At 42.2% G+C, this 22,797-nt stretch carries 19 protein-coding genes; 2 read left to right on the forward strand and 17 right to left on the reverse strand.

Annotated elements, in window-relative coordinates; all coding sequences use genetic code 11:
• Positions 1–25 precede the first annotated feature (25 nt).
• The 8 genes from MHH60_RS16750 to MHH60_RS16785 form a co-directional block, all read right to left on the reverse strand.
• Positions 26–274, reverse strand: coding sequence for a transposase (locus MHH60_RS16750; RefSeq protein ID WP_306082217.1), 249 nt, complete (start codon positions 272–274; stop codon positions 26–28).
• A 66-nt stretch (positions 275–340) separates the two neighbouring features.
• Positions 341–922 (reverse strand): hypothetical protein, encoded by a 582-nt coding sequence (locus tag MHH60_RS16755; RefSeq protein ID WP_076136795.1) that lies wholly within the window; start codon positions 920–922, stop codon positions 341–343.
• 192 nt (positions 923–1,114) lie between these two features.
• Complete coding sequence (locus MHH60_RS16760; RefSeq protein ID WP_076136797.1) at positions 1,115–2,065, reverse strand: carbamate kinase family protein; 951 nt, start codon at positions 2,063–2,065, stop codon at positions 1,115–1,117.
• A gap of 36 nt (positions 2,066–2,101) precedes the next feature.
• Positions 2,102–3,367 carry a tetratricopeptide repeat protein gene (locus MHH60_RS16765; RefSeq protein WP_076136799.1) on the reverse strand — a complete coding sequence of 422 codons (1,266 nt, stop codon included), beginning with the start codon at positions 3,365–3,367 and terminating at the stop codon, positions 2,102–2,104.
• Between the two features lie 34 nt (positions 3,368–3,401).
• On the reverse strand, positions 3,402–4,943 hold the full coding sequence (locus MHH60_RS16770; protein ID WP_076136801.1) for a xanthine permease: 1,542 nt from the start codon (positions 4,941–4,943) through the stop codon (positions 3,402–3,404).
• A gap of 89 nt (positions 4,944–5,032) precedes the next feature.
• The gene (locus MHH60_RS16775) at positions 5,033–6,463 is read right to left on the reverse strand and encodes a YlbE family protein (protein WP_076136803.1); all 1,431 of its coding nucleotides are present in this window, start codon (positions 6,461–6,463) and stop codon (positions 5,033–5,035) included.
• 1 nt (position 6,464) lies between these two features.
• On the reverse strand, positions 6,465–8,009 hold the full coding sequence (gene fdrA / locus MHH60_RS16780; protein ID WP_076136805.1) for an acyl-CoA synthetase FdrA: 1,545 nt from the start codon (positions 8,007–8,009) through the stop codon (positions 6,465–6,467).
• 3 nt (positions 8,010–8,012) lie between these two features.
• Positions 8,013–8,723, reverse strand: coding sequence for a DUF2877 domain-containing protein (locus tag MHH60_RS16785; RefSeq protein ID WP_143766744.1), 711 nt, complete (start codon positions 8,721–8,723; stop codon positions 8,013–8,015).
• Positions 8,724–9,264: 541 nt separating this feature from the next.
• Between MHH60_RS16785 and MHH60_RS16790 the strand changes: the two genes are divergently transcribed.
• Positions 9,265–10,962 (forward strand): PucR family transcriptional regulator, encoded by a 1,698-nt coding sequence (locus tag MHH60_RS16790; RefSeq protein ID WP_076136807.1) that lies wholly within the window; start codon positions 9,265–9,267, stop codon positions 10,960–10,962.
• Positions 10,963–11,020: 58 nt separating this feature from the next.
• Here the strand turns inward: MHH60_RS16790 and MHH60_RS16795 are convergent, their stop codons facing one another.
• The 8 genes from MHH60_RS16795 to MHH60_RS16830 all read right to left on the reverse strand — a co-directional run bounded on the left by MHH60_RS16795 (position 11,021) and on the right by MHH60_RS16830 (position 21,045).
• Positions 11,021–11,677, reverse strand: a complete 657-nt coding sequence (locus MHH60_RS16795) for a M48 family metallopeptidase (protein WP_076136931.1) — start codon at positions 11,675–11,677, stop codon at positions 11,021–11,023.
• A gap of 80 nt (positions 11,678–11,757) precedes the next feature.
• The gene (locus tag MHH60_RS16800) at positions 11,758–13,131 is read right to left on the reverse strand and encodes a hypothetical protein (RefSeq protein ID WP_076136809.1); all 1,374 of its coding nucleotides are present in this window, start codon (positions 13,129–13,131) and stop codon (positions 11,758–11,760) included.
• 165 nt (positions 13,132–13,296) lie between these two features.
• On the reverse strand, positions 13,297–15,168 hold the full coding sequence (locus tag MHH60_RS16805) for a flagellin N-terminal helical domain-containing protein (RefSeq protein WP_179088924.1): 1,872 nt from the start codon (positions 15,166–15,168) through the stop codon (positions 13,297–13,299).
• A 239-nt stretch (positions 15,169–15,407) separates the two neighbouring features.
• Positions 15,408–16,061, reverse strand: a complete 654-nt coding sequence (gene bshB2 / locus MHH60_RS16810; RefSeq protein WP_038574105.1) for a bacillithiol biosynthesis deacetylase BshB2 — start codon at positions 16,059–16,061, stop codon at positions 15,408–15,410.
• Positions 16,062–16,084: 23 nt separating this feature from the next.
• Complete coding sequence (locus MHH60_RS16815; protein WP_076136812.1) at positions 16,085–16,429, reverse strand: YojF family protein; 345 nt, start codon at positions 16,427–16,429, stop codon at positions 16,085–16,087.
• Positions 16,430–16,662: 233 nt separating this feature from the next.
• Entirely contained in the window at positions 16,663–18,543 is a 1,881-nt protein-coding gene (locus MHH60_RS16820) for a PAS domain S-box protein (RefSeq protein WP_076136813.1), read from the reverse strand.
• Positions 18,544–18,655: 112 nt separating this feature from the next.
• A complete protein-coding gene (locus MHH60_RS16825; protein WP_076136815.1) occupies positions 18,656–20,353 on the reverse strand; it encodes a hypothetical protein in 1,698 nt (565 codons plus the stop codon).
• Positions 20,354–20,595: 242 nt separating this feature from the next.
• Positions 20,596–21,045 carry a VOC family protein gene (locus tag MHH60_RS16830; RefSeq protein ID WP_076136816.1) on the reverse strand — a complete coding sequence of 150 codons (450 nt, stop codon included), beginning with the start codon at positions 21,043–21,045 and terminating at the stop codon, positions 20,596–20,598.
• Between the two features lie 100 nt (positions 21,046–21,145).
• Here MHH60_RS16830 and MHH60_RS16835 point away from each other — a divergent pair, with 100 nt between their 5' ends.
• Positions 21,146–22,084 carry a helix-turn-helix transcriptional regulator gene (locus MHH60_RS16835; protein ID WP_076136818.1) on the forward strand — a complete coding sequence of 313 codons (939 nt, stop codon included), beginning with the start codon at positions 21,146–21,148 and terminating at the stop codon, positions 22,082–22,084.
• A gap of 2 nt (positions 22,085–22,086) precedes the next feature.
• Here the strand turns inward: MHH60_RS16835 and MHH60_RS16840 are convergent, their stop codons facing one another.
• Positions 22,087–22,761, reverse strand: coding sequence for a winged helix DNA-binding protein (locus tag MHH60_RS16840; protein ID WP_256715176.1), 675 nt, complete (start codon positions 22,759–22,761; stop codon positions 22,087–22,089).
• Positions 22,762–22,797: the final 36 nt, after the last annotated feature.

The following is a 22,797-nucleotide window of genomic DNA, read 5'->3' on the forward strand; positions in this document are numbered from 1 at the left end:
AACATCCCTATTTGTATTCTACCCATCACATATAAACCTCATCATACGAAATTATCATCAACCGATAAATTAAATATACGCCAAGATAGGCTCCGGTAATAAGAAACATTGGATTCAAAAATATCGCATGGATCGAGGTCATAAACACAGCATGATCTCTTAATATCTCGTAAATTGCCAAGGCGGAAATATTTCCAAAGATAATCGCACTTAAGACCGAAACAACATTAAAAACCATACGCCACTTTATCGATTTACCCTGTAACATCAGCATAACAATGGGAACAAGAATACTACCAAGTACGATTAAAAATTTCATCCAGCTCACCTCGGTAAATTTTTAATCGTCCAACTCCACACTTTCGATTTGTCCCTCTGCATTTACCGTCCACTCGATTTCAACGCCATTATTCAATCCGAGCTTGTCTTCATCTTCAATGACTATATGATCAGGAATCGTTAAGGTTTGCTCTTTACCGCCCTCCACTTGAACGGTAACCTGTTTACCCTTAACCGCAGTGATCCTTCCGTCATATTCAATCTGCTGCAAAACAATCTTTTGATTCGGATCTGTAATGGTGACCCGCTTGCCTCCGTCAGTTAGCAGCTCAACCTTTTTATGATAGTTATCTTTTAACGAAACCACCTTGATAACTCTCTGAATGCTAACCCCCTCTGGAAGTTTCCCAGTATTTGAGCCGGGTGCCGTAGATGTTAGGGGTTGTTCTGTTGCATTATTCGTAGGTACAGGTGTAGTTGCTTCGGCAGAAGGTGCTGCGGATTCTACTTGAGCTGTTGGAGTAGGCACTTGAGTCTCATCTGCTGCTTTAGTGCATCCACTTAGCAATACCGTACATGCACAAATACAACAAAGAATTGTAGCCCTGGAAAAACGTTGTGTTGTTCCTTTATTCGATATCATCTTTTACCCCCGCATTTTAATGTATTATTTTCTCTATAGTGGACATAGTTTTACCTCTTATCTTCCTTTTATTCACCAGAATATGGCCATATGAAAGCAACAGTTAGATAACAATTCATGAATATGTCAAAAAACCGCCCTGATTTAGATCAGTGGCGGTCTCCATGAAATGATGAGATAAATCAGATCTTATTAATTTACAATATGTGTGCCAGCCTGTTGGCTCATCGCAGCTTTCATATTTTCCGGATTAGTAATGATAACTCTACGTCCCTCTTTTTTCAAAAAGCTAAGACTTGCTTCAATTTTAGGCTGCATACTGCCGGCAGGAAAATGACCCTGCTCCGCATATACCAACATTTCTACCGCTGTAACTTCTTCAAGAGCCTTCTGCTCAGGCGTACCGAAATTCACACATACCTGAGGAACTCCTGTTGTAATGATCAGCGATTCTGCATCGATCTGTTCGGCCAGCAGACTTGTAGCAAAGTCTTTGTCAATGACCGCATCGATACCTTCGTAGGTATTATTTTCGGTTTTGATCACAGGAATCCCGCCTCCGCCAACAGCAATCACCACATAACCCGTCTCAATGAGTGATTTAATGACATCTTTTTCAACGATATCTATCGGCTTAGGTGATGGAACAACACGGCGGTAACCTCGACCTGAATCCTCAATGATGACCCAATCTGGCTTGGCACGCTTCATCTCCTCTGCTTGCTCAAGCGTGAAGAAGGAGCCCACTGGTTTCGAGGGAGACTGAAAATTCGGATCATTTTTGCTAACCTCGACCTGAGTAATAACTGTGGCAACCTTCTTGTCTAATCTGCGATGAATAAATTCATTTGTTAAGGCCTGCTGAATTAAATAGCCTATGCCCCCTTGCGTGCCCGCCACGCAATTGACCAACGGAGTAACATCCATTCCAGTGACTTCCGAAGCCACCTCGCTTCGTCTCAGCTCGAATCCAACCTGTGGACCGTTACCGTGAGTAACCACCACATCGTTTCCTGCTTGCACCAGATCAGCGATATTGACAGCAATTTCACGTACTGCCTCAGATTGATCCTCTATAGAATCGCGGCCATTGTCTTTCACCAATGAATTACCGCCAATGGCTACAACTATAAATTTACTCATTCCATTCCTCCTGACGGATCAGTTGATCCTCATTTATTAGCGTTTAAGGGCCAGCTGAAATTGTTCCTTTGCGGAGTGAAAATCCGGATTGGCAGGATTATAGCTGATAGCAATATCTATTTCTTGAATGGCCGTTTCATGATTACCAAGTAAACCAAGTGACTGAGCCTTATGATGATGATATAAAGGATTGCTCGGATCGTTAGCAATTGCGTTCTCAATCGCCTCAACTGCCTCTTGATGCCGGCCAAGTGATCTCAAGCTGTTCGCCTTATGGAACGAGAAATCATACCGTCCAGGCTGCTGTTCCAGAAGCTGATCCATAACTTTGACCGCTTCCTCATGCCTGCCCAACTCTCTTAAATAGTTGGATTTATGATAGCGGAAGAAGCTTTCGCCAGGATCACGTTCTATCGCTTTGTCATACTCTGCTAACGCTTGCTCGGATCGCTTCATCATTCGGTAGGCATTTGCGGTATAGAAGTAGAAATCAAGGTCATCTGGATCAATAGTAAGTGCCTGTTGATAGGCTGCCAGAGCTTCCTCATATCTCCCGAGTTCCCCTAAGAAGTATCCTTTATAGTAATAGAAGTCTAAATTATTACTGTCCTCTTGCATTGCATGTTCCATAACCAAGCTTGCTTTCAGGAAATCCTCTGCCCGAGCTAGCTCTTGAGCGCTTTGAATACTTGGATGAATCGTTAGCTTTTCTTTATTGAGAATACGGATGACCTTCTCCTGACCCATCGCTTCTGCATGCTGCAACGATGATTTGCCGTCACGATCCGGCAATTGAACATCCGCTCCAGCATCCACCAACAATTGAATAATATCGGAGTATAAACGGCCACCATTCCCGAGAATTACTGCCTCCAACAAGGCAGACCATCCCAGATTGTTCATATGGTTAACTGCAACACCTGCTTCCAAGCATTTCTGAACAGTTCTTAGATATCCCTTCTCGCTGGAGGGCAGCAGTGTAGTTCCTCCAAAACGATTCACACTGGTTGTATCCGCACCTGCGGCAAGAGTTAAAGATAATATCTCATGGAATCCATTGGCACCGGCACACAGGTAGGGTGATAACATAGTGATATCTCTTGCATTCACGTCACTGCCTGCATCAATCAGCTTTTGAGCGAGAGAAATATGATTTTTTTGCGTTGCCGCCATCAGCGCAGTTCGGCCACTGGCATCCTTATGATGAACATCGGCACCACGAGCTAAAAGCTGCTCTACGGCAGCTAAATCCCCGCGATCCGCTGCTTGAATTAAATCTTCTGACAGAGTTTGATTAGTCATGGCTTTAGCTCTCCTATTTCTTTTTATCAATTATTTATTCGGATTGCAGCTTGTTCGCTGGGTCACGAAGGTCTGAAAAATGCTTATAAACAAATAACCCTGCAACCATCAAATAGGCGTATACGAACGGCATAAGTGAAGCTTGAGCAAATCCAACAGTCGGCGCGTGAATGATCCCAAATAAAGATAGACCAGACGCGATTACAGCAAAGACAGCAGCCCGCAGTGGTTTATTCAGGATAGAGAAAATAGTGATGGAGCCCCAAATCAAGCTGCTAAGCGGTGCACCATTTCCTAAATGCATCAGGCCGTTGTAATAAACCCCTTTACTTAATAAGAGATCAATCCCCACCTTAGAAGCCGAAGTTTCAGCCGCAGTAAAAATGTTGTTCGCAAGCGTTAAAGCCCAGTTAGCAATCCATGGGAACAAGGTGATAAAGATAACGGGCACTTCATTTTTAGGTGTCTCTCGAACCACCTGATTCGCCGTAACGACCCCGACATAGACCAGAATCGGAACAATCGCCACAACAGGTATGATAGACAACAGCAGTGCCCCTATGCCAAAGAGACAAATAATTAACATGGAGAAACCAGAAGCTATGGTATAACCAAGTCCAGCCCCAATAGATTTCCAGCCTGCATGACCAATATACACAGTTACCGGGAACGGATTACCTGTAAAAGCACCAATACTTGAAGCAACCCCATTCGTTAGCATAACGTTACGAGTGTTATAAGGGTCTCCCGCAGCATGTGCGCTCTCAATATTTTCAAGGTCAAAAATATAATTCGCCAGTCCCAATGGAATTGCAGAAGCCAGGTATGGCAAGGCATGCGGTATCCCTTGAATTAGGCTGGTAATATGCACCTCAGGTGGATTAAACCCCAGTGTTGAAAGAGCCGTTGTGATCGCTTCTGGATTCTGCAAGCCGAATATCCAAGCCAGCGCAGTTCCAGCAATCAGCAGCAGAAATCCTGTAGGAATTTTTTTGAATATCGGCGATTTGCCAAACCAGTTAATAAAGATGATCACAAGTACAACAAAAGCAACCACAGGTGTTTCAAAGGATTGCAGCATCGGGTTCATGGCCAGCAATAACAATCCAAGTCCTGATAAACAAGATAAAAGTACGGTTCTTGGAATAACCTTGCGCAGCACATCTCCCAGAAATGAGCCGACAATAAGAATCAAGGCTTCAAACAGGCACCATACGAGACCAATTTGCAGCGCAAATGATGCATCATTGGTTTCTCTAAATACGGGAATTAACACTAGAAAAGTTACCGTAAAAATCGATGGAGCACTAGGTCCTGAAGGTAATGCGGTTATATCCGTTCGGCCTGTTTTTTTGGCTAGCTGATATCCAAACCAGCCATAAGCAATACTTGCGATAAAAATCGCGAGTCCAAACGCAGGAACGACTCTGCCGTAAACCATACCTTCCGGAAATCCTACTACAAAAATTAACAGTGAAATCATCGTAAGCAGATTGGTTAAATTGTTAGCAAGCAGCCCGAAAAACGCGGCCCAATCTCCCTTTTTCCAGAACATCTTCATAAATACTTGATCCATAATAAATCTCCCCCTAGATCGTTAGCGCTTACATACCAATGGCTTATGAAGCCCTCAGGCCCTTGAATAGGCCTGAAGGGCAGATGGTTCTATGAATGCATGCTCTGGCTAAAAGCGAGAATGGCTTGCTCGAAACACTCGATTGGAGGATGAGTGATTCCGGCTCCAATCATTCCGACGCCTGGATCCTTATGGGCAATAGCCGTGTTGATCACTGGCATAATGCTGGTTTGACCCACTTTACGAATATCGATTCCAGTAGGAATTCCGCGGAAGTTCAACAAAGGAATCGTCACATTTGGATTCTCCGTTGTAGTGATTTCCTTCATTTTCACAGAATAGTTCATGGCATCATCTACGGTTCCCCCAACTAATGCTACAATGGCCGGTGCGGTTGCCATGGCGAAGCCACCTATACCATACGTTTCGGTAATCGCACTGTCACCGATATCGAGTCCCGAATCTTCCGGCTTATATCCTGCAAACATCGGTCCGACAACCTTTTGAGCGGGGCCGGTAAACCAGGTATTGCCTGGCATTCCACTGACACGAATACCGAATTCCACGCCATTGCGGGCCATCGTTGTTACGATGGTACTATGCTCGATGCCATGGGCAGCATCAAGTGCACATTTACAAAGAGCCATCCAAGTTGGTCCGGAGAAATAATCACTCATTGCCACAAAGTCGAACACTTCGATTTTCTGCTCATTAGTAAAATCTGTTCTCAGGATAAGCGGCGTTAATGCCTGAATCAAAAGAGTCGTTCCAGCGTTGTTGCGGTTATGGCATTCATCTCCCATATGGAGCGCCTGTGATAACATGAGCCGCAGATCAATGCCGTTCTCAGAGAACTTCATCGCCTCACGCAGCATCGGTCCAAGCACATCTCTCATCCAGATCAAACGGGCAACGACCGTTTCATCGTTTGCACCCATCCGCAAGATTTTCGACAGTTGCTCACTAAGGTTCGTATAAGCGAGGTTGCCATACGTTTTATTCTCTACAATGTGCATGAACATAGAGGCTGAGGTTACCCCTGCCATGGAACCCACACAATTATGCTCGTGACAAGGGGAGAACGTAATCTCACCTGATGCCGCTAGTTCGGCAGCTTCATCGAGATCCTTCGCCAAGCCCTCAAAGACCAAAGCGCCGGTAACTGCACCTTTCATGGGACCACTCATCTTATCCCAGGTAATCGGAGGTCCTGCATGCAATATCGTAGTTTTAGTCATCCCGGGTACGACGTTGATCGCTTGATCAAAACCAATCAATACCGGTTGTGAATTCACGATTCGCTCTACAGCCAGCTTGTTGGCAGCCTCAATTTTTGCAGCAATCCCCTCTTGCTCTAACGCATCCAGTGCAGCAATTAATTCGGGCTTACCTCCACCAGGTGGCTTCCATTCCAGATGGGTTACGTTGCCTTTTTGCTTCAGGATATCATCCTTGAACATTTCTAGGCCGACATTGATAACGTGAAGTTCACTCTTAAATAACTCATTGATTCTGCTCATGTTATACTCCCTTCTCTACAAAACCTCTGGCAAGAAGTCCTGCATTCGTATTACTGCTTGCATAGGTAACACCTGCGGATACCAACTTATCAAGCTGTTCTTGGACGAAGGGTGTATCCAGATCGGTTCCAAGTACATAGCCGATAATCTCCAAATGTCTGCCTTCTTGTTCCGCTGCTTGCTTAGCCTCAATAATTGCAGGCACCATAACACCTACTGGATCCTCATGCGATCCATAGCCTAATACAAAATCCATAATGATCACGCCCACCGCCGGGTCCTTCGCTTCCTGCTTGAATCTGGCAATCCGTGAAGAAGGATCAATCATCGGATGTGGTTTGCCGTTAGTGAAACCATCATCCCCAAAGTCAATAAACGTATGCGCTTGGCTGATATGGATATCACCCAGCTGATATTCCGGATCTTTTGGAATGTTGCTATAGACATCGTCGTATTTCTCCATCGCTAGATACATTGCTTCATCACATAAAGTACCGCCGCAGAATAACCCACGAATATACTTCTGTTCTGGTTTCAGCTTGACCTTAATCTCCTCAATCAGCGGAAGGTTTAGCGGATGCTTGTCAATTTGACTCTCATCAATGCCGGATAGAATTACCGCCTTCAGCGCGGCCTCTTTGGTTGTTTTGGCAAAATGTCCACCTGCCTCCAGAACAGCTTCCTCCGTTCCTCCGATAAAACAGACCACGACAGGCTTATGCATATTTTTGATTTCATTCAGCACTTTTTGTTCCACACTTTTAGCTGGTGGCTTGGAAATCAACACAATGACCTTAGTGGCTTCGTCTTCGTTAAGCGCTTTCATAGCATCAAGCATCATTACTCCGCCGACACGTTCACTTAGGTCTCTGCCGCCTGTACCAATCAACTGTGAGATGCCTCCGCCAAAATCGTGAATCCGCACGCTGATTTCCTGACTTCCTGTGCCGGATGCACCCACGATGCCGATATTGCCTTTACGAACCTTATTGGCAAAACATAAGGCCATATTTCCAATGATCGCGGTTCCGCAATCCGGCCCCATCATCAGTAATCCACGCTCATGTGCTATTTTTTTTAATTCAATTTCGTCTTCTACGCTTACGTTGTCACTGAACATCATGACATGGAGATTATTCTCCAGCGCTTTTCTTGCTTCTCTGGCTGCAAACGCTCCGTTGACTGAAATCACTGCAAGATTAGCTGCTGTCATATTCTTCACTGCCGACTCAATTGTTGGATATTTAAGCTCTGTACCACCAACTGCACTGTCTTTTTTAATAAACAGCTCTTCGATTGCTTCAAAGGCAACTTCAGCCAGCTCAGGGGATGCTGCTTTGATTACGATCATCAGGTCACTATTCTTAGCTTCCTCTAGCTCAGGGGTTATCAGCCCTACATTCGCTAATACCTCTTTATTCATTTGAGTAGCCATAGCGATAAAAGCTTGTTCGACACCCTCTATTTGATTCGCTTTGGTCGACAACGACATGAGCGAGACGGAATCAAAGTATGTGTTTCTTTTAATTACTATTTTAGTCGACATATCTTACCTCCAACGTTGTTCTAGATTAAGATCCAAACCGCTAATGATCCCCAAGGCAATATCTGTTCCGGAAGAAGAACCTATATCCAACACTGCCGATAAGCCAAGAAGCATATTTTCCTTACTCTCATACATGAGCGAATGCAGCATCTGACCCATTGACTCTCTCACCTGACCCCAAGCCGCTTTTTTCAGAGCCATATAGCTTATTTCATTCGTTAATTCAGCTGCTTCGTTCACGACTTCCCTGCACCACAGCTGGTATTTACTAATAGGACTCTGAGGCAGATGGATCACAGCAAACAATCCAACTAAAAAATCATCTCCCGACGGAGTCAGCCCTGGGCCTAATCCCATTAGTCGAATTGCATAAAAAGCAGCATCTTCCATGCTGTCATTCGCCAAGGCGTTCAGAAGACCTGAAGATCGCTCTTCCAGCAGCCGCATCGTTTCTCTCTCAAAGCTGCTAGAACCCGCAAACTGCTTCATACCGCCTGGTTTTCCATAGCTATTGATATAAGCTTTTGCCGCAGCCAAATTATCTCTTAGCGTCTTTACTTCTATTGGAAAAACAGATAAAGAGCTCTTCCAAACTGTCAGTTCCTTCATCGATATTGAAAGCTTAGTGCCAATATATAATTGATCACTCTCCGCAAAAACTTCTTCTCCCACAACCAGTCCAAGAACCGAAAAACTACTAACCTCTGTGATCAAAGTATTAGGCGCATTATCTACCCTACTGCTCGCAATGGTATATAATTCATCAGTTTCCTTGCACCTTACATTTACTGTCCGCTCAAATATGCTGTGTACATTTCCGAAAAATCTTGATTCTCGAATCCGATGAAAGAACTCGCTATCACTGGATATCCCAGCATTTAAATAAGAGGTACACTTATTCTGAGAATGCTCCGTTTGATCGCCCCCTTGAGAAGGAAGTAGATAATGGTTTGGTCACTTATTGTCAGGTTATCCTATATAGAAAGCGTTCTCATAAAAAAACCGTAACGGTTGATGATGAATGATAGAAGATGTTACACTCAGTTCATAAAATTCCAAGAATGATGAAGATTGAGTTGCTTTCTGTGTAAAAAAGGATATTTTTGTGAAATATATCACAGTTTAACGGTTAAACGTTACCTGACACCCTTATTGTAGTCCTCCGTACACTGGGGGTCATCATACAAGAACACTAAAAACAACAAGTAATCACTATGCACATTGCACAATGGGTGATGATGAGAGGTGTGAATTGATGCTAACGATAAAAGATATCTTACAAATCAAATCCATCGAAGGCATAAAGATCGTTGCGGGGCATTCTGGCCTAAACAATCAGATCTCCGTAGTTAATATCATCGAGAATCCGGACGTATTTGACTGGCTGACCTCGAACGAGCTGCTTTTATCCACCGGCTATATCTTCAAAGACAGCACGGAGCTGCAGAACAAATTCATTCATGAGCTGGTGGAGAATAACTGTGCAGGACTCTGCATCAAAATGAAGCGATATTTCGAGGCTATCCCGCAGAACATGATCGAGCTTGCTGATAAGCATGGACTTCCGCTACTGGAGCTCCCTTTTGAATACACCTTGTCCAGAGTCATTGCGATCATTAACGAAAAGACCAACGCGGATTACGATGCAGTGAACCGACGTTCGCTCGACCTTCATAACGCACTGTTCAAAATCGCACTCGAAGGAGGCGGTATTGAGCAAATATCGGCGGAATTGTCCGACACCATCCATAACCCTGTTCTTATATTAGATAGAGACTGGAACCTACTCTGCTATACAGATCATAAGGATAACCCATCTCCACTTCAGGAATTCCTGCCACTGGTGAAGAACAGGCCTGTTTTTCCACCAGAGTTCACGGTAGCTTTCCCAAAGTATATTACTGAAATCAAAAAATCCATCAAACGCACCTACTATTCTCAGGGACAGCCGTACAAGTGCTGCATTATGCCGGTTTCTGTATCCAGTAACGCTTACGCGTATATCGTCGTTCTGCAAACGGTACGCAAGCTGGTTGAATTTGACTACACCGCGTTAGAGCATGTATCCACGATGCTTGCACTGGACCGGATCAAAGCCAAGGAAATCGAAGAGGTAAAGCATAAAATCAGGCAGGACTTCTTCGACGACTTATTAGCTGGCAATATCACTTCAACAGAAACACTGCATTCCCTGTCTGCTATGCATGGGCTTAAAGTTAACTATGCGTATTACTGTACAGTTATCCATATTGAAGCTACACAGCTGGAAAACTACACGGACATGGTTTATAGAAAATACGAAATGGAGCATATGGTCAAAAAATGTGTCAATTTGATCTATGGCTTGTCCAGTAATGCTGGTGGAGAGCTAATCTGTTACTATCGCAATCAGCAAATCATCATCTTGATCGGCAAAAATGAAAATAAACCGCCAATTTCCGTAAGCGATACGAAAGCCTTTGCTCAAGAGGTGCTGCAGTTGCTGGCTCAGGAAATGACTAAAAACCATTTTCTCATCGGCATTGGCAGTCAGTATAAGACACTTGCTTCGCTCCATCGAAGCTTCTTCGAGGCCCAGGAAGCTATGCGGCTCATGCAGCGGTTTAATAAAGACAGCCGGAGCATTGCTCACTTCGAGGATTATTCTGTCTATCATTTTCTGGATTCCAATATTAAGCCTACGGAAATGGAGACATTCTTTAACAAAGTTCTGGGAGGCATCCATGAACATGACCAGACGATGAACACGAGATTCATGTCTACCTTGGAGTATTATTTTATGTACAATCAGAATGTAACCGAAGCCGCCAAAGCGATGTTTATTCACCGCAATACCTTTATTTACCGGATTGATAAAATCAAAGATTTGCTAAATATAGATCTGAAAAACTCAGATGAGTTATTCGAGATTCAACTGGCACTTAACCTCTATCGATTGCTGCAAAGGGGTTAAAATAACGAAGGGTATTCCCGGCAACCCTTACTCTAGTTGCACTGGAATACCCTTTTTTTCATAACGTCATAGCACCTCCATATCTTGCTAAATATTCTTCCTTCTCCTTATAATCCGGCATTAGGCTTCCAACCCGTCGCCAAAAGGAGCGATCATGGTTCATATGCAGCAAATGACATAACTCATGGATGATCACATAATCGATAACCTCCACGGGAGCCATGGCCAGACGATAGTTAAAGGTTAGTTTTTTATCGGAGCTGCAGCTTCCCCATTTGGTCCTGGACTCTACAATCTCGATACTCTTAGGTTTTACTCTAAGCTGCGTCTGGTACCTAGTGATCCGCTCTCCTATAAGCTTCTTGCAGCTAGAGAAATAGAACTTTTTCAGCTTTAACTGAAGTTGTTCTTCACTTAGCTCCGCTGTCTCTATAAGCTCATGCAGAGAATAATATTTGCCTAGATACAGGAACTTCCCTTCATCTTCGTAGGCTCTGATCATCTTTGGCGTTTCACGAGCCGCTTCGAGACTTTGCAGCTTCTCCACAATCATTTTGCCATTACGCTCAACCACACTTTTAATCGTCTCTTCAGATGTTTTCTTAGGTGCCTTGAGTGTTATGCGCCCTGACGAATCTATATGAATGGAGATTTTTTTCCCGTTTCCATATTGAACATTAAACTCGATCACCTGATTGTCGTAATCAATCTTCATACCCACCATCGTTTCTATAAGATTATTCGCAATAAAAAAGAAGAACGCACCTAGGCGTTCTCCTATTTTAACATGATTCCTCAATACACCGGATATCCCGCTACAAACATTGCCAAGTACAATATACTACCCACAACAGATATAACAGTGAGTGCAACATCCTTCGGCTTTTCATTAGTAAGCGCAACGGCTGCAAAAGCTAGCGGAAAAGCAACAAGCAAATAACGCGGGGCTGACAGCAGCCAGGTAGCTCCCACTACGAAAGCAAAATACACGATAAAATAAGCTGTATAGGATGGCCGTAGTTTTCTTGCTCCCATAAACATGATAATTAGTGCTGAGAATATAGCGATTAAATTAGGCAGCCACATGCCGAGAAAAGAACGGCTATCTCCACTTTTAAAGGTGCCCACCGCATATTCCATTTGATATCTTACGGTATCGAAAAAGAGATAGAACTTCTGTGACCAATGCTCTCTCTGGTAAATACTGAACTGAAAAGCATTTCCCGTAACATAGTAGTTGATATAAAGATAAGCCAGCAAACCCATCGATATGATAGCAAGACAGCCAACGGCGGTGGTCAGTTTATGTATAAACGCTTTTTTATCTAGTAATTTATAAATTCCTATAAGTTCCCGTGCAAATTCAATCGCAACCGGTACAATCAACAGCACCCCTGGAGAACGCGTATACGCTGCGAGTGCACCGCATAAACATCCGATGAGCCATTCTTTTTTTCTCACAAAATATAAACACAACAGCGATAAGGCCAGAAATAGAGATTCGGTCATTGGGATGAAGAAAAAGAACGCAGCCGGAAATATAAAAATATACTTCACTATTCGCATAGCACTCTTTCGATGCATGTCTAGTGAGGCAAGCTCATAGGCGACCAAGGCAGCAACAAGCGAGCAAATATTAGAAACGATGAAACCAGCGACGAGATAATTCCCTACGAATACCTGAACTACTTTAATTTGATTTGGAAAAAAAGGAAAAAACACAATATGGTATTTCGGATCTCCCTCCGTCACATACCAATTCTCCGCGATGCCCAAATAATGTGAAGCGTCGATCCCCGATATATGCCAGGTCTCAGCTATTTTGTTAAACAAACCACCGGAATAGCCATTCTGTATGATCAAAAATATATAACCGATAAACATAAGCAAGACCCGACTAGCCACTATCCAGCCGATAATATATAGCCAAGCCTGCTTTCTGTCCCGTGTTTTATTTTCCAGAGTTACTTCAGGTGCTGGATTTGTCAGAACAAAATCTGTCAAAACAGGGATAGTGCGGAGTCCCAATAATATAAAAAGTACGAAACAGGCCACGGAAGCAAAGGTACCCATCATAGTCCAACTAGTGGTCGAGTTTACCCAGAAAATAGCCGTCACCATCATAATGAACATGAAGATGAAGGAAATGATTTTGTCGTGCTTTCTCATTTGAACCTCCAAAGATAAATTCTTACAATAATCTAGTTAAAAAAGGAAAATATTACGCATAGAAATATAATAGTCTCTGGAAATTTTTTTGTAAATCATTTCTTAGATCCTCATAGATTCTAAAAAAAGTCTATGCACTGAAATGCATAGACTGTATGTATAGCCCTATTTTAACAACTCTAACACGCCTTGAGGCTGTTGATTAGCTTGAGCCAACATGGCTTGTGATGCTTGAGATAGGACATTGAATTTGGTAAGCTTCATCATTTCCTTTGCCATATCCGCATCTCTTATTCGTGATTCAGCTGCTGTTAAGTTTACTTCGTAATTGGTTAGGTTATTATGGATATGTTCTAATGCATTTTGATACGCGCCGTACATTGAACGCTTGGATGAAACGGTATTTATAGCCTTGTCTATTTTCGAAATCGCTAATTCGGCACCTTGTCTAGTTGAAAGATCTATATCTGCAATTCCCAGAGCAGTAGTTCTAGCATCTGTTAATTTAACAGTGAAGTTATCCCCAGAGTTTGCTCCGACCTGAAGGTTTACTGTTTTGTAATCATATGTGGTACCGGGGTTTGATCCATAAGATACATTGAAATTGGTTATTCCAGTTGTAGTTGAAAAAGTGTAACTTCCGTCATCATTACTAATAATGTTATTTAATCTATCCGTAGAGCCCCCACCATTTAGATTAACATTAGCCAATTCATTTCCCTGTGGATCAAAAATGGAAAGACGATAATTATTATCTACTATTCCTCCAACGATGTAATTCCCATCTTTCATTTCTGTAATGCTAGTAAGTTGACTGGAGTTGGAAGTTTCATTTGATATATTCTTCTCCCACAATACGTTTCCACTACTGTCTAGTTTATAGATTAATCCACTAGTTTTAGTAGAGTCGTTATAAGAACCAACAATTATGGCCCCTCCATCACTGGTTGCGATGGCGCGGTAACCTTCATCATCCCCAGCAGCACCGACTCGTGTGTCCCATAACGGATTTAAGTTACTATCATATTTCACAACCCAGCTTGACTTATCGGTATAAGAACTGTTTAGTTTGAGACTTGATGAACCAATAGCCAAATAACCGCCGTCAGCAGTTTCAATAATAGAATTAAATTCTTCGCTTCCATAGCCAACAGGATTGGATTGTGAAGAACCCACTATCGAGGTGGATTGTTGCACACCACTACTATTAAATTTAGCCATAAGGCCATCCCAATTTTGAATACCGGAACCCGTCCCTGCCACAATAAAGGAACCGTCACTAGTCTCAATTACTTCATTCCCCATAATAGAGTAGACGCCAGATACCCCTGTACTCCACTGCTCATTCAAATTCCCATCCCATTTAATTATATTTATCCTTTGATCGGAAACTGCTCCTGCTGAAAAATCATTTCCTAATAAAATATAACCACCATCACTAGATTCCTTAATACTATATACATCCATATTAGGAATTGCTTGTGACCAAACTAGATTACCCATACTATCTAATTTGAAGGGATTATTACCGGGAATTCTTATTCCGACGTAACCTCCATCTGAAGTCTTAGATAAATCTCTGGCAGGTATGTTAGCTGTCCAGTTCGTACTTATATTGCCCTGTACTGGGGTAATATTCGTGTTTACTTCAAGGTCATTATTCAATAAATGAATTCCATTAAATTGAGTGTTATTAGCAATATCATTTATCCCAAGCTTTATCTGCTCAACTTCTTTTTGAATCAATGTTCGATCAAAATTTGTTAAGGTATCATTTGAAGCCTGTATTGCAAGCTCCCGTAGTCTTAGCAGATTAGGATCTTGTATAGTTCCAAGTCCACCCTCAGCAGTCTGAATTAGTGAAATACCATCCTGTGTATTCCTTGCTGCCTGAGACAATCCACGAATCTGTGCTCTCATTTTCTCAGAAATTGCTAATCCTGCAGCATCATCTGCCGCTATATTTATCCGAAGTCCAGAAGATAACCTCTCCAGTGAACTTGTAGTAGATTTATTATTTTTATTTAATCTGTTCAAACTATTTAAAGACGTGATGTTGTGACCGATTCGCATTTAATCACCTTTCAATTGTTAGTATCTTCTATATCGGATAGTCCTTAGTAATTTTTTAGGTCAAATTACCCGTGTCTTAAGGCCTCACCTTAAATTCCCACCGTCCCCCGCTGAAAAGTTGAATATTCACATACAAAAACGGCGACCTATCACCGGTTAAGCACCGACAACAAATCACCGCTAAAATTCTGACTAGATCATTATCATTCAAACGGATAAATCCAGAAATGTTCTGTTCCAAAACGAGCTTGGATCTCTTTATCATTTAAAGGTTTGCTGCCCAACAGCTCAGCAGCTTGGAATTGGGAACGATGCGCCTGAATGGACGCCATCTTGTGCTTGAGGAAATCTCTCACATCATTGATAACCTTTGGCTCCCCAATCTCTACAATATTATTAGCAAAAGCTATACAGTGAACAGGAGGTCTTTCTTCCTTCGGCAATCTTGCAACGGTTCGGATCACTGCAGCTCCAGTAGCATCGTGATCAGGATGAACGCTGTACCCTGGATAGAACGTGATGATCAGCGAAGGTTTAAGCTCTTTCAAGAGCGCATCAATCTGCCCATCGAGCAAGACCTGATCTTCGAATTCTATCGTCTTGTCGTGAAAACCAAGCATTCTTAAATCCTGTATGCCAATAGCCTCGCAGGATTCCTCCAGCTCCTTCTTACGTATTTCTGGGAGGGTTACCCGATTCGCAAAGGGCGGGATGCCCATATTTCGGCCCATTTCTCCAAGCGTTAGGCATGCGTAGGTAACTTGGGTCCCATTTTGTATATGTTTGGCAAGGGTTCCTGATATACCGAAGGCCTCATCATCCGGATGTGGCAAAATAACAAGAATATGTTTTTCCACAGAACTCTTCATCTCCTCTTCCATTAGAACGGCTCTCGGCTTAATTGTAACGATACGATCAGTTTGCCTTGAGCATCATGTCCAGCCATAATCAATCTGCCTGTCTCACTCTCTTCATAGTGAGTTAGCCCTTCTGAGTATACCCAGCCCTGCGACATTTTTAAGCCGACCCGATAAGGACCGTTGCCGGAAATCAAACCATGGGAATATCGAATAACAGCATTGGTAATAAAAGTAGCGGCTGGATGCTTCGAACTATCTAAATGGGCAGCGTAGGCTCCCGTTGTCATCTCAAGATGGATATATAGATCCTGATCTTTAAGCAGGTCGATCCTATCTTGTACTTCCGATTGATTGATTAGCTGCAATGTTGCGCCTCCATCTCTGACTGAATATATACATACAAAAGATAAGATCCATACCTTATAGAAGGACGGATCTGTTATATGATAAGCGGGTCCGTATTTCTTTTCAAAGTATAACGTGCAATGCTATGTAATTCAATGGATAGAGCGATCCCCTCCAAGTGTAACAGTAATGGACTGGCTTTTTACTGTTCACCTGAAGGGGATAATATCACTGAGAGGTTATGCTGTTTATATTAGATCACGAACTGATCTAACATCTTTACGATGACTTCACGCTTTACTGGCTTGCTGATATACTCGTCCATCCCGGCAGCTAGACAATTTTCGCGGTCACCCTTCAAAGCATTAGCCGTGACCGCGATGATGGGCGGACATTTCTCTTGATGCTCATCTCTTAACATCTTCATAGCCTCTATACCGTTCATAATGGGCATGTGAAGATCCAATAAAATAAGATCAAAGGGTTCTTTCCGTGCTGCTTCAACCGCATCTATGCCGTTTGTTACGGCGATAACGCTGTGACCCATTTTTTCGAGTATTTTGGTCAGTACTAGCGCATTGATAGTGTTGTCTTCAGCAAGTAAAATTCTTGCCTCACGTGCGGTATGAAGCTTGTTAATGTTAGCCTCTTGGCGAGGGATTACCACTGATTTCTTGGGCTTGATTGTGAAGGTAACCGACGTACCGCTCTTGCCGTCACTCTCCGCATAGATCTCACCACCCATCATTTCGACAATTCTGCGGCTGATGGCAAGGCCAAGCCCCGTACCTTCATGTCTCCGCATCATAAAGCTATCCACCTGCTCAAACGGTTCAAAAATATCAGTAAGTCGATCAGGATCAATTCCAATGCCAGTATCGGTTACCGTAAAGGCAAGCAGGGAGGGATCTTCCTTTACAAGCCTCACTTTTACCGATATGCTGCCCGCCGGTGTGAATTTCACAGCATTGCCTAGCAGGTTCAAGAACACCTGCTTCAAGCGTTCCTCGTCACCGTAAATAAATTCCGGAACGTCATGATTTATGATGCTGGTGAGCTCCAGATTTTTTTGTTCAGCTTTTATTGCAATAACAGAAAAGCTGTCCTTGAGGCAAGTTCGCAGATCAAATGTATCCTCTTGCAGCTCGCTACGGCCTGCCTCAATTTTTGAAAGATCAAGGATATCATTAATTATATTGAGCAGGATTCCTCCACTTTTGCGAATGATTTCTACATATTCACGTTGTTCTTCATTAAGCTCTGTTTCAAGCAAAATATCAGTCATGCCGATCACTCCGTTCATGGGAGTGCGAATTTCATGACTCATCATAGCCAGAAACTCACTTTTAGCTCTATTCGTGGACTCTGCGGCTTCCTTAGCTAGCGACAATTGCCTTTGCTCGGAAATGTCCTTGCATATAAGGTAAAATCCGATATTATGATTGTTCACATAAATGGGTGCAATACTGGTGAGCACTTCAACGACTTCGCTGTCCTTAGTGACAAGCTTATTGATATACTGCTCAACCGTATTATCGTAAAGGGCTCTTTCCAGTATGCGCTGGACATTCTCTTCTCCAATCAGACTCGCAAGCCTCATCCCGATCAACTCGGACTCGATGGCGTAGCCCGTTATCTTTTCTGCCATACTATTGGTGTTAATGATTCGACCGTCAAGGTCAAAGGAAATGACGGCGTCATGGTTATATTTTTTAAGCGACGTATACCGTTCAACAGACTCCTGAAGGCGTTGCTCGGATTCCTTTTGCTTTGTAATGTTAACGATTTGGCAAATGAAATATGCTGGCTGGTTCGACTCGTCGCTGAATAAGTGGAGAGTAAGCTGTCCCCAAATATAATCTCCATTTTTTGTGACAAACTGCTTTTCCATCTGCAATTTCGTCTTCTCACCCAAGAGTGCCTTTAAATCATGAAGGTTGCCGAAATCATCGGGGTGAGAAAGGTCTTCTAACCGCATACCCTCAAACTCTTCAGTAGAATAACCAAAAGTCTGTTCAAAGGCTGGGTTTACGGTCAGAATCAAACCATTTGGCGATAAAAGGGCGATCCCAAAGGAGGCGTGATTAATCACCTGTTGGTTGAACTGTTCCTGGTTTAGATTTACGCGATGCATAGCGACCTCCATGGATGATGTGATTTTTGCGTGAAAAAATAGACCTTCTAATTAGAAGGTCCTATTTATAGCTTATAGTCTAATTTACCCACTTTGTTATTAATTGAATCCGTTAATTTAACGGGATCGAATAGAACACTCGGGACCCCTTATTGTTAGTATACCAAATAATTTTATCACCACTAATAATAGGACTGCACTCTGATAAGGCAAAATGCTTGATCGTTTGGATGTCGCTAGTAGCTTTCCCCGCTCCATCTATAAGAACATATTTCAGATCACCCGGATGATTCTCTTTATCAAACTCCTGCCACAGCACCATCATTTTGTCGTCTGTGATTTTTACTAGTTTAGGGATGGACGCGATCAGGTTCGTGCCTACATATTTAGCTAAGGTGATGTTATTCACCGAAGTACTGCTCAGGTTGGACTTGGGCAACACACTAAGCATGACATCCCTTTGGTCTGTTTCCAAACCCACCATCTCATAAGATGTATACTCTTTGACTAGGGAATGATCTACCGAATTCATAGCGACTATATAGTTCGCCGGGGACATCTCAAATCCGCCTATAGAAACACCCGTCGCGTTCGCTCCGATTTTGCCGGGAATATTAAATAAGTCCACTTCGTTATAACTGGCTCCGTCTCCTTTATTCAGAACAATCGAACGGGGATAAGCGTCGCCATGATCGATTAGAACATGAGTTGTACCATCAAACAATACATATTGGTCAAAAGAGTGACTGACATGATTCTTCTGGAATCTTCCCAGATCATTGGTCACGGTCATGGATTTAGTATTTACGATAATGGTAAGCTGGGATTGATGATTTAATTTATCTTCTGTCGTGTATCTTGTACGTGAGGTGTGAAATACAAGCGTATCTCCAGCCTCAGCCATACTACCGGAGCCTGAATCAAACGGGCTAACGGTATAGCTATCCCCACCCTTTATGGAGACACTGTCTACTCTATTGAAGCTTTTATCATAACGGACAATACGAATGACTTCTTTGCTATCATTCTCTTCGCGGTTCTCTTGGCCAAAAGCAATATAGTTATACTTCTCCCCACTAAAGAAGCCACCAAACACCGGAAGCTCAAAAGGAATGCTCTTATTGCCTGTTAGTTCGTACTTCTCATTGTACGTTTCAATCGTAAACTCTTTGTTCGCCTCAATAACACTTACAGTCCCATCCTTATTATTCACAAGATAAGAAGAGACCGTACTTTTCCATCTAGGAAAATAAGAAGATTCCCCGTTACTCTCAACTACAGCCGCCGTCTTTACCCGATAAGCATGATCTGGGATTGTGGAGAATAGCGATATGCGATCAGACTGAACGTCAAATTCAATATCGAACGGGATTTTACCCGCCAAATCTCTCAACTGAAAATAATTGTTATCATCAATATTGTACGCCGTAATAGACTGCAACTGTCCATTGACCAGCACCTTAGAATTTGAAAGCGTAGCTGCATAATTTCTATTGCGGCTATAATAGTTACTTGTTGTTTTCTTTTCGGGCGTATAAGCTTGTCCAGTTATGATCTCAATCGCATTGTTCGCTTTATTCCAAGTGATATCAAACTGGCTGCTCGTTCCCGAGAAATGCTCTGCCAAATCGCGTAGTCTGAAATAATTGTTATTCGATATGTTGAACCCATTCAGGTTCCGCTGTTCTCCATCAAAATATGTACTGCTCTCGGTTACCTTAGCCTTCACCGTACTGCTCGCAAAGGTTGTAGTGCCGAGCGCTGGTATAACCAGTAATACAATTAGCAAAACACTAAAAATCCTCTTCATCCGTCTTTCCTCCATTAGATATATTCATTAGCTATTATATTTATCGGTATTTTGCTGTGCCGCCTTAATTTAGAAAGGAACGTCAAAAAGCACAATCTGCATAGTCTCGCGATCTTCGTTCTATCGTTTGGTTGCGGGTAATCCGTCTCTCAAGAAAAAAGCCGTCTAAACTCAGGACAATACCCCTGAAATTTAGTCGGCTGCATCTTAAACTTGGTTTGTTTTAGAAGCATGAAGCTTTTTTAATGTAATCTTTCATCGAACATGAGTTGAATTTGAATACCAAAGGGATCCTCAATGATACCGTAGGCATTGCTAAACACATTGCTGGATAAAGGAGCAATAATTTTCACGCGCTCGTCTGTGATTAAGCTTTTATAAAAACCTTCAATCCCCTCTAAGTCAGCACTTTGAATACATAATGAAGTGTTATTGCCCACTGTATATTTCTCATTCGTATTCATTGTATCTTCTGCTATCATTATTTTTGTTTTTCCGATTAACAGGACAGAGTGAGTAATATAATCCTTATTTTCATCCGTAAGCTGTATGGAGCTGTCACGCTCTGCGAGTTGTTGATAGGTGACACGTAACAATTCCTCTGCGTTAAAATGTTTTTTGTAAAATTCTATAGCTTCCTTAGCTCTTCCATTCATCGATAAAAAAATAGCTACTTCTAGGGTTGTACTCATAGTATAAATCTCTCCTTTTTATATATTTGATATCTGGCCTTAAACTTATTATCCTATATAAAGGTATCAAAACATGACACCTTAATAAGGAGCTTTTTATATGAAGAAATCAGAACGATTAAATGACATGATGAGGTATTTAAACAGTCGAGAATTCTTTAATTTAAGTGATCTCATGGATAAATACGCTATTTCAAAAAGCACCGCTCTACGCGATATTAGTTCATTAGAACAATTAGGTATGCCTATTTTCGCGGAACACGGAAGACACGGACGTTATGGACTTTTAAAAAACAGATTGTTATCCCCTATTATTTTCACGATAGATGAAGTCTATGCGCTGTATTTTGCCATGCTGACGTTAGAATCTTATCAATCTACACCCTTTCATCTAAGCGTTAACAAGCTAAACGAAAAGTTCGAGCACTGTCTATCGAGTACACAAATCAACCAGATTCACAAAATGAAAAAGGTCCTGCAATTCGAAATGTATCAGCATAAGCATGTCAGCCGTTTTTTAGATAAAATCCTAGCAAGTATTCTAAATGAGAGTGCCTGTAACATTGAATATACAAAAGAAAACCAAACAAAACGCTACTCTGTTCAATTCTTTAGGATTTCCGCTAAGTTTGGTCAATGGTATGCTACTGGAATAGAGCTTACGACGAATACATATAGAGTTTTTAGATGTGATCGAATAACCTTCATTGAAGAAGAGGAAAGCAAAGCTCGTTATGCTATAGAAGAACTTCTTAGTCGTTCATTAGAAATCTATCAGTCTGCGAAAAGTATTGACTTTGAAGTTGGGATTGCGGAACAAGCAAAGGATATTTTTTATAAAGAACATTATCCTTCTATGGAAATAGAGGTGGGTCCGAAAACAGTCATTAAGGGATTCTATAATCCAGGTGAAGAGGATTTCTTGGCTAATTATTTTATGCGATATGGTCATGCTGTTACATCCGTGAAACCTGAAGCCTTAAAACAAATAATCAAAGATAAATTAGAGCAACTCGTAAATCATTATCAAAAAATATAAAACTAAGCAAAAGGGGTAAAAAACACAGCTTGGAGAACTACCTTAGCCTTCTTGAGGTTGCGCGTATCCAGTTGGTTTAGCATGTCTACGATTTGACTCATTTCATCGTCTTCCACAGGCTCAAGAGGTGCTCCAGCAGTTAATAATTCTTTTTCAGCAACCGATTCCGAATGAACCCATGACGCTTCCAAAGTATCCTCGAAGGCTTGGATTATAAATAACAATTCATCTGTGTTATATCTCTGCAGAAACCGGTTTATCCCTTTATTCATCTGCTTATGTAGGGCTGAATGCAAATCGAATATTTCTTTCCCTAGAGGTGTTGTAAGAAAAAGCACTTCTTTTTTATTATCGGGGAGAAACTCCGTGCGAATAATTTCCTGTTGCACTAATTTTCTAGTGATTTTGGACACGCTGCCTTTTGGAATTCCGAATTGCTTCGAAATGGTAGTGCCATTCACCGGCTCAAGCTGTCCAATCGCATCTATTACATGCAGCATCATGACTGTGGAGTCTTGGAGGAAATCAATGATAAGGGGATTACTGCAGTTCTGAATCAACCATTCCTTCTCTTCATCATCCTCCGATTGAAATCGCTTTTGTAGTTGGGGAATCATCTCTATCAGTTTTTTTATCAAAATATCCTTATTAGTTAAGTTCTCGAAAGAATGCGTCACTGTTAAGTCTCCTCGTAAATTCATCTTATGCTCATT

It is taken from the genome of Paenibacillus sp. FSL H7-0716 (assembly GCF_038002705.1).
Classification (GTDB): Bacteria; Bacillota; Bacilli; order Paenibacillales; family Paenibacillaceae; genus Paenibacillus_AQ; species Paenibacillus_AQ odorifer.

Bases quoted from the DNA above. Each gene is read 5' to 3' on its own strand.
- MHH60_RS16750 (WP_306082217.1), bottom strand. From the start codon at position 274: ATGCTGATGTTACAGGGTAAATCGATAAAGTGGCGTATGGTTTTTAAT.
- MHH60_RS16755 (WP_076136795.1), bottom strand. From the start codon at position 922: ATGATATCGAATAAAGGAACAACACAACGTTTTTCCAGGGCTACAATT.
- MHH60_RS16760 (WP_076136797.1), bottom strand. From the start codon at position 2,065: ATGAGTAAATTTATAGTTGTAGCCATTGGCGGTAATTCATTGGTGAAA.
- MHH60_RS16765 (WP_076136799.1), bottom strand. From the start codon at position 3,367: ATGACTAATCAAACTCTGTCAGAAGATTTAATTCAAGCAGCGGATCGC.
- MHH60_RS16770 (WP_076136801.1), bottom strand. From the start codon at position 4,943: ATGGATCAAGTATTTATGAAGATGTTCTGGAAAAAGGGAGATTGGGCC.
- MHH60_RS16775 (WP_076136803.1), bottom strand. From the start codon at position 6,463: ATGAGCAGAATCAATGAGTTATTTAAGAGTGAACTTCACGTTATCAAT.
- fdrA (WP_076136805.1), bottom strand. From the start codon at position 8,009: ATGTCGACTAAAATAGTAATTAAAAGAAACACATACTTTGATTCCGTC.
- MHH60_RS16790 (WP_076136807.1), top strand. From the start codon at position 9,265: ATGCTAACGATAAAAGATATCTTACAAATCAAATCCATCGAAGGCATA.
- MHH60_RS16795 (WP_076136931.1), bottom strand. From the start codon at position 11,677: ATGAAGATTGATTACGACAATCAGGTGATCGAGTTTAATGTTCAATAT.
- MHH60_RS16800 (WP_076136809.1), bottom strand. From the start codon at position 13,131: ATGAGAAAGCACGACAAAATCATTTCCTTCATCTTCATGTTCATTATG.
- MHH60_RS16820 (WP_076136813.1), bottom strand. From the start codon at position 18,543: ATGCATCGCGTAAATCTAAACCAGGAACAGTTCAACCAACAGGTGATT.
- MHH60_RS16825 (WP_076136815.1), bottom strand. From the start codon at position 20,353: ATGAAGAGGATTTTTAGTGTTTTGCTAATTGTATTACTGGTTATACCA.
- MHH60_RS16830 (WP_076136816.1), bottom strand. From the start codon at position 21,045: ATGAGTACAACCCTAGAAGTAGCTATTTTTTTATCGATGAATGGAAGA.
- MHH60_RS16835 (WP_076136818.1), top strand. From the start codon at position 21,146: ATGAAGAAATCAGAACGATTAAATGACATGATGAGGTATTTAAACAGT.